This is a genomic window from Gordonia sp. NPDC062954 (genome assembly GCF_044543825.1).
GTDB lineage: Bacteria > Actinomycetota > Actinomycetes > Mycobacteriales > Mycobacteriaceae > Gordonia > Gordonia tangerina.
Genome location: NZ_JBITWL010000056.1, coordinates 1 through 6,386, shown reverse-complemented (window position 1 = coordinate 6,386; position 6,386 = coordinate 1). Strand labels below are relative to the sequence as shown.

4 protein-coding genes and 3 pseudogenes are annotated in these 6,386 nt (G+C 64.2%); 1 reads left to right on the top strand and 6 read right to left on the bottom strand.

The features are described 5' to 3' along the window. A pseudogene (locus ACIGKQ_RS25075) lies at positions 1–788 on the bottom strand (aldehyde dehydrogenase family protein); the annotation flags it as partial. Positions 789–1,090: 302 nt separating this feature from the next. Between ACIGKQ_RS25075 and ACIGKQ_RS25070 the strand changes: the two are divergent. Then, positions 1,091–2,176, top strand: a pseudogene (locus ACIGKQ_RS25070) (LVIVD repeat-containing protein); the annotation flags it as partial. 32 nt (positions 2,177–2,208) lie between these two features. Here the strand turns inward: ACIGKQ_RS25070 and ACIGKQ_RS25065 are convergent. From ACIGKQ_RS25065 to ACIGKQ_RS25045, 5 genes and pseudogenes are all read right to left on the bottom strand, one after another. After that, a pseudogene (locus tag ACIGKQ_RS25065) lies at positions 2,209–2,421 on the bottom strand (IS3 family transposase); the annotation flags it as partial. A 49-nt stretch (positions 2,422–2,470) separates the two neighbouring features. Continuing rightward, positions 2,471–2,773, bottom strand: a complete 303-nt coding sequence (locus ACIGKQ_RS25060; RefSeq protein WP_235726272.1) for a DUF6262 family protein — start codon at positions 2,771–2,773, stop codon at positions 2,471–2,473. Further along, entirely contained in the window at positions 2,770–4,686 is a 1,917-nt protein-coding gene (locus ACIGKQ_RS25055; RefSeq protein ID WP_235726273.1) for a tyrosine-type recombinase/integrase, read from the bottom strand. The genes ACIGKQ_RS25060 and ACIGKQ_RS25055 overlap by 4 nt, the downstream gene beginning before the upstream one ends. Beyond that, on the bottom strand, positions 4,652–5,734 hold the full coding sequence (locus tag ACIGKQ_RS25050) for a tyrosine-type recombinase/integrase (RefSeq protein WP_266063940.1): 1,083 nt from the start codon (positions 5,732–5,734) through the stop codon (positions 4,652–4,654). Before ACIGKQ_RS25050 ends, ACIGKQ_RS25055 begins: the two co-directional genes overlap by 35 nt. An 85-nt stretch (positions 5,735–5,819) precedes the next feature. Continuing rightward, positions 5,820–6,386 (bottom strand): IS3 family transposase (locus tag ACIGKQ_RS25045; RefSeq protein WP_396575164.1); only part of this gene is annotated, 567 nt, incomplete at its 5' end.

Below are 6,386 nucleotides of genomic sequence, written 5' to 3'. Positions count from 1 at the left end.
ACGCCGATCGACTACGAAACCAGCTACCGTGAGCGCGTCACCCCCGAAACGGAGGTGGCATAACCAAGGCCTCCACTCGACCCAGGACGATTCAACATCGTCTGCGTCGAGCACGACCATCGGGTCGATGCCCCCAAGTTCCAACACACACTTCTTGAGGTGTTTGCCCGCCTGCTGTCCGATCACCGCACCCGCACGCTCCGAACCGGTCAGGGAGACCCCTCGCACGCGCGGATCGGCGATGATCGTCGACACCTGCTCATGCGAGGCGAACACGTTCTGATAGCCCCCGCAGGGCACCCCGGCCTGCTCGATGATCTCCTGAACGGTCAACGAGGAACGTGCACATATCTCCGCATGCTTCAGCAGAATGGTGTTGCCCAACAGCAGGTTCGGGGCAGCAAAGCGTGCCGACTGGTAGTCGGGAAGTTCCACGGCATCACCCCCAGCAGCACTCCGATCGGTCGCTGCTCGATGCGGGCCTTTCCGGGGATCGAGCTGGGGATTTCGTAGTCGGTGATGAGGCTCGGACCGTGCACGGCGTAGTACTCGAAGATCGAGGCGGCGAACTCGACCTCCTCCACCGCCTCCGAGGTCGACTTGCCCATCTCCAGCGAGATCATCCTCGCCAATTCGGCCGAGCGCTCCCGGACCAGGTCTGCGATACGTTGGATCGCTCCGGCCCGGTCATGCACACTCCGCATCCGCCACTCCCGATAGACGTCATCGGCACGTTCGATGGCATCGGCGATATCCGCATCGCCGGCCGTGTCAAAGGCCTCCAGCACTTCGCCCGTAGCGGGATTCTGGACGCGGTAGGTGGAAATGGTCACTGGTTGAGATTAAGGCCATCGACGAGCATCATCCGGGTGAGCCGACGCCAACGCTCGTCATCCGGTCGTGCCGATATCGCCGAAACCGCCCATAGAAACCAACTCCTGCGATTAGGTTGAGCGGATCAACTGTCCCACTCTGGGGGGAGTCGGCTGTGTCTCACCGATCGCTGCTCGTCGACGCGCATCGATCCTCGCCCGGCCACCGGGCGCTGGTGTCGTGCGCGCTGTTCGCCATTGCCGTGACGCTCGCGACGATGAGCGCCGCTGCCGCGAGCGCCGCAACCCACTACTTCCCCGACATCTCGGAGAAGTCAGTCGCGAGAGCGGAATGCGGCCCCGGCGACCTGCCCGAACGCGGTCTGCAGGGTGACGTCAGCGCCGAGGACCGCAACTCGGGTCGCACACGCCTCGGCTACCGCTGCAACATGGCAGAAGTCGGCCAGGTGCGTGGCTCGGGCGGCGGTATCGTCTCGGCGACTTTCGACCACTGCAGCTACACCGGAAGCCTGTTCCCCGGCACCAACTTGGTGCCGCAGCCGGGCGTGCAGGTGGTCGACGTCGCCAATCCCCGCAGTCCCAGGATCGTCGGCTCGCTGACCGAACCCGCCATGCGCGGCGGCACCTGGGAGACGCTCAAGGTCAACGAGGAACGCAAACTGTTGGCCGCCACCTCCGTTCCGCTGCTGTGGGGCGGTGGATTCTTCTCGGTCTACGACATCTCCGACTGCGCGCACCCGAAACTGCTCAACCACGGCCCCGGCACGGCCACACCGCTGCCGTTCACCTCGCACGAGGGCGGGTTCTCCCCCGATGGCCGAACCTATTGGGCCTCGGGTATCTCCCCCGGCCATCTGACCGCCATCGACATCTCTAATCCGGCTGCACCACACGTGATCTGGCAAGGACTGCACAGCTTCGTCGGACACGGGTTCGGAATCACCCCTGACGGTAACCGGATGTTCCTGTCCAACGCGGCCGGTGTCACCGTCCTCGACATCAGCGACGTACAGCGCCGCGCGCCCTACCCGCAGGTGCCGCACGAGGCGGCATACCTCTGGCCGGACGGGCAGGTGAATCAGCACACCATCCCGGTGACCTACCGGGGCCGCCCGCACATCATCACCGTCGACGAACTCGGTTCCGGCGGTGTGAAATTCTTCGATGTGAGCCGGGTGAACAAGCCCGGATACGTCGCCCAGATCAAACTCGAGATCAACCTGCCCGAAAACCTCGATACCAACCTGCGGTCGTCGATGGGCGGCGGCGTCTTCAGCAGCAACCCGCACTACTGCGCGGTCGACCGACGCGACAACCCCACCGCACTCGCCTGTTCCTGGGAGTTGTGGTTCCCCCGGAATCGTGGAGGACTCCTCTATGCGGCTTCGGGCTCGGTCAGTGCGGCGTTCTCGTAGTCGACCGGACTCACCATCCCGATCGTGCTGTGCCGGCGCTGGTGGTTGTAGAAACCGTAGCACCACTCCAACACGACGGCCCGCGCCTCCATGATAGTGTTGAAATCATTGCGTGACAACACTTCCCACTCCAGGGATGAGAAGAATGCTTCGGCGGCGGCGTTGTCGAAACATTGACTGGCTAATAGTGGTCGAGCCTGCGGCAACGATCGGCCGGATGGTTCATTGTCGATCCGGTTTGCGGCGTTGCCGACGCAGTTGTTCGTCGTGCTGGGCGACGGTGTCGGCGAGGCTCTCGACGATCGTTCGCAGGTGCGCAACTTCGGTAGCGAGGCCGGTGAGTGTGCGGGCGTCGGTCTGTCGAGTGCGGTGTTCATCGATGATGGCGCGTATTTCGGTGTTGCGGTATAGGGTCGCACGACCGATCTTGGTGCGGGCAGCGACTGCGGTGAATGTGATCGGTTGGCCTGCGGCGGCGAGCTCGGCGCAGGTTCGTTCAACCTCGACTAGGGCTTTGCTGCTCATGCAGTCTCGGTGGTGCTGGCGATGAGAGTATCGAGGCGGGTGACGAGTTGCTGGTGGCGGCGCGCCTCGTCGATCCAGCCACGCGACTCGGCATCCTCGGCGAGCTGTTGAGCATCAATGCGTTGCGCAGCAAGGACTCCGAGATGGGTGGCGTCGGTGTGGAAGCTGGGACAATGTTCACAGATGTTGGCATACGGGCAGGTTCCCTGGGCGGGTGCCCGCAGGCAGTAGCCGCCGGCCAGGCGCGACTTGATGGCCGGAGCATGTTTCCAGTCGGATCCGGTGATATCGGTGATCGGGAGTTGAGGCCGGTCGACGGCGAGTGTGCCGATCTGGCTCTTGGCGAGGTCGAGGGCTCGCTCGTATTCGGTGCGGACGGTGGAGTCGAACAGGTGCGCGTAGCGCAGACTCATTTGGGTGGAGACGTGTCCGAGCAGCGCCATAAGCGCTTGCAGGGAAACCCCGGCGTTGACCAGGGCGGTGGCATAGGTGTGGCGCAGTTGGTGCGGGGTGATGTGGTCGAGCCCGGCGGCCGCGGCTGCCCGGTTGAGTTCGGCGCGTAACGCGTTCTGTGAAAGACGTTTTCCGTGGTGGGTGAACAGGAAGTCGGCTGGAGCACCGGTGCGGGGGTGACGTAACGGCCGGCCGTGAGTGCGGGTGGTGGTGATGCGGTCGACGAGAGTGAGGACGTCGTCGTCGATGGGCACCATGCGTTCGGAATCCAGTTTGCCCAGTGGCACTTTCAGCCATGACCCTTGCCCCGGGATCTCATGGATGCAGTCGAGTTCGAGGTCGAGGAGTTCCCCGATTCGCAACCCACACGCCCGCTGCAACAGCAGGGCGTCCGCGGCCAGATGATACGGCGAATCTGCCAGCGCTGCAGCAAGCCTGCGATCGGAATTTACGGGTAGGTAGCGCGGCAGAAACCGTTGCGGGCGAGGCAGGTCGCCACGGAAGATCAGTTTGCGCGCTGGCGCGTCGTCCCATCCCCACTCGGTGATCTCGGCCAGGAAATGACCGACCGCGTGCACGCGTCTGATCCGATCGGCCACGGTGATGGGTGCACCGGTGACACTGTTGACGGCGGTGGGCAACGACGCCAGGTACGGTTCGACATGGCGTCGGCGGTCGAGGTGGGCCAGCGAGGTCAACTCGGGGTCGGTGACAGCCAGGAAGCGACCGAAATGCGCGAGCCGGGTCGCGATGCTGCTGACGGTTTTCGGTGCACAGGTGGCGTACTTGCGGTTGAGGTAGCCCACGAATGCCGGGCGCAGCGCTGCCGGCACATCGGCCATCCGATCCTCGAGGCTGTGCGCGGTCGTCGCCGGTGGCGCCTCGGAATCGAGGATGCCCAGATGGAACAGGATCTGCCGCGCACTGTGCAGGGTACTGCGGTAGTGCTTCGCGCCGCGCCCGGTGTGTTCTTCGCGCAGTCTGCACGCCTGCAGGAGGTCGGCGAGGTCGTCCTCGCACAGGCCGGTCAACGGGCGCTGGGTCTGGATGAGCAACCGCGCGATGATCTGTGAGGCGATCGCCGATGCCACCCGGTCGGTGAACCCCAATTCCTTTGCCGTACTGACAAAGCGCTGAAGATCAGCGTTGAGTGGACTGACTGCCAGTTCCAGCCAGATGCTGCTGAGCTTGCGGTACACGAGGTAGTCGTATCCGGGTGCAAGTCGGCCGCTGACCATCAGAAACGTGATGAACGGGCGGGTGGAGCAGTTCGCGGCCAGGCGTTTGTCGAGAGGTTCGGCGGCCCAGTCGGCGACGGTGGGCCAGCGGTTGAGGAATGAGCGTGCCGCCTGCGTGTAGGCCGGGTTGCCGCGGCCACGCCGCCGCAGATGGGCGAGGTAGGCGGCCTGGACCTCTGCCGGTGTCTCAGGTCTGGGTGCGAAGTCGTGTGCGTGCTGCATCGAACTCTGCTTTGACATGTGTCGGGGTCAAATGGATATAGCGGGCTGTGGTATCGACGTGAGCGTGGCCGAGCAGCGCTTGCATCACCGCCAGATCGACACCGGCTTCGGCCATCGCGGTGCCGAAGGTGTGACGCAGCGCGTGGGGGTGGCCGGCGGTCACGCCGGATTTGAGGCGGTGGTAGCGGAAGATCGTGCGTAGTCCGGCCGCGGTCAGCGGCTGACCCCGGTGCGGTCCCTTCGCCACTAGAAACAAACGGCTACTGGATGATTCGGGCCGCTCGGTGAGGACGTAGGTGTGAATCAGGCCAGCCACCTCAACATCGAGGGGCACCCGGCGTTCCTTGCCGCCCTTGCCCAGAACCCGAACCCAGCGGGCGCCGATATCGACATCGGTCACATCCAGGGTCAGCAACTCGCACGAGCGTAACCCCGACAACAACATCAAACCGGCCAACGACCGGTCCCGCCAGGTGCGCAGGCTCGCCACCAGATCTGCGGTCTCGCGACGATCCAGCGCCCGAGGGAGCCGACGCGGTTCGCGTAGCCGCAACGCTGACCGCTTCTTCGGCTTGACCAGATGACCGAGCAGGGCGTTGCGTTCCTCGGCGGTGACGCGGCGTGCTTCACGCCCACTCGGGACCGGATTGACCAGGTCAGGATCGGTGATGCTGCGATAGGTGAACAACCCCGTCAACGCCGCGAGTCGGTGGTTGATGGTGGTCGGCGAGTACCGATCGAGCCGTTGCCCAGTCATCGACAACACATTGGCCGGGCGGCCCGGAATCGACGCCTGCCGACAGAACCGCATGAAGTCGAGAAGCGATGTCGTAGTTACTGATTCCAACGCAAGATCAGACTCGTCGAGCCACCTGCAAAACGCCAACAGATCGTAGCCGTAGGCCCGTAACGTGCGCGCCGAGTAGTTTCGATCGGCCAGATAGCCGAGATAATCGTTGACCACCACGTACTCTCCGGCATGGTCACCGGCCAACTGCCAGGCAACCTCAGTGCCAGGTTCCAGATACAGCGGTTGCCGATCCGTCATGAGACAGGTGTAACCCTACCGTCAGCACCGGTCAAGTATCTTCTGTTGGCGGCGTGTTCATTTCACCGTAGCCCTGGGCCCCGGATTAGCCGGTTAACAGGCACGATCCGACACGCCCCATCGACTGCCGGATACCCATCTTCCGGCACAGCTTGGTGAACCGTTTCGCAGTGTACGTCGACCCGCGATCGGTGTGAAAAATCAGCTTCTGCGCATCGTCGTCACGCCATATCGCCTGCTTACCGCCCCGCGTGGCGACCGCCATCTCGATGGCCGCACACGCCAACGCAGCATCCGGGTGGCGACTGGTGGCCGCACCCAACAGACGGCGACTGTAGAGGTCGATGACCGTGGCCAGATACAGCTTGCCCGCCGCGGTCGGGATCTCGGTGATGTCTCCGACCCACCGTTCATCGGGGCACTGTGCGGTGAAATCGCGACCCAACAAATCGGGGAACTTCGGAGCGGTTCTGTCCTGGCGGGTCAGCCCGTTGCGCCGGCGGATCCGCCGCGCCACCAGGCCCTGACGACACATCGAATCAGCGACAGTCTTCTCGGTCACCGTCCACCCGTCAGCACGCAGATCCGCATGCAGGCGCGGCGACCCGTGCAGCCCGCGGGCCTTGTCGAAGGCCACCGCGACGGCACGGTC

Excerpts from the sequence above, each read along its gene's own strand:
- ACIGKQ_RS25060 (WP_235726272.1), bottom strand. The coding sequence starts at position 2,773 with ATGAGCAGCAAAGCCCTAGTCGAGGTTGAACGAACCTGCGCCGAGCTC.
- ACIGKQ_RS25055 (WP_235726273.1), bottom strand. The coding sequence starts at position 4,686 with ATGCAGCACGCACACGACTTCGCACCCAGACCTGAGACACCGGCAGAG.
- ACIGKQ_RS25050 (WP_266063940.1), bottom strand. The coding sequence starts at position 5,734 with ATGACGGATCGGCAACCGCTGTATCTGGAACCTGGCACTGAGGTTGCC.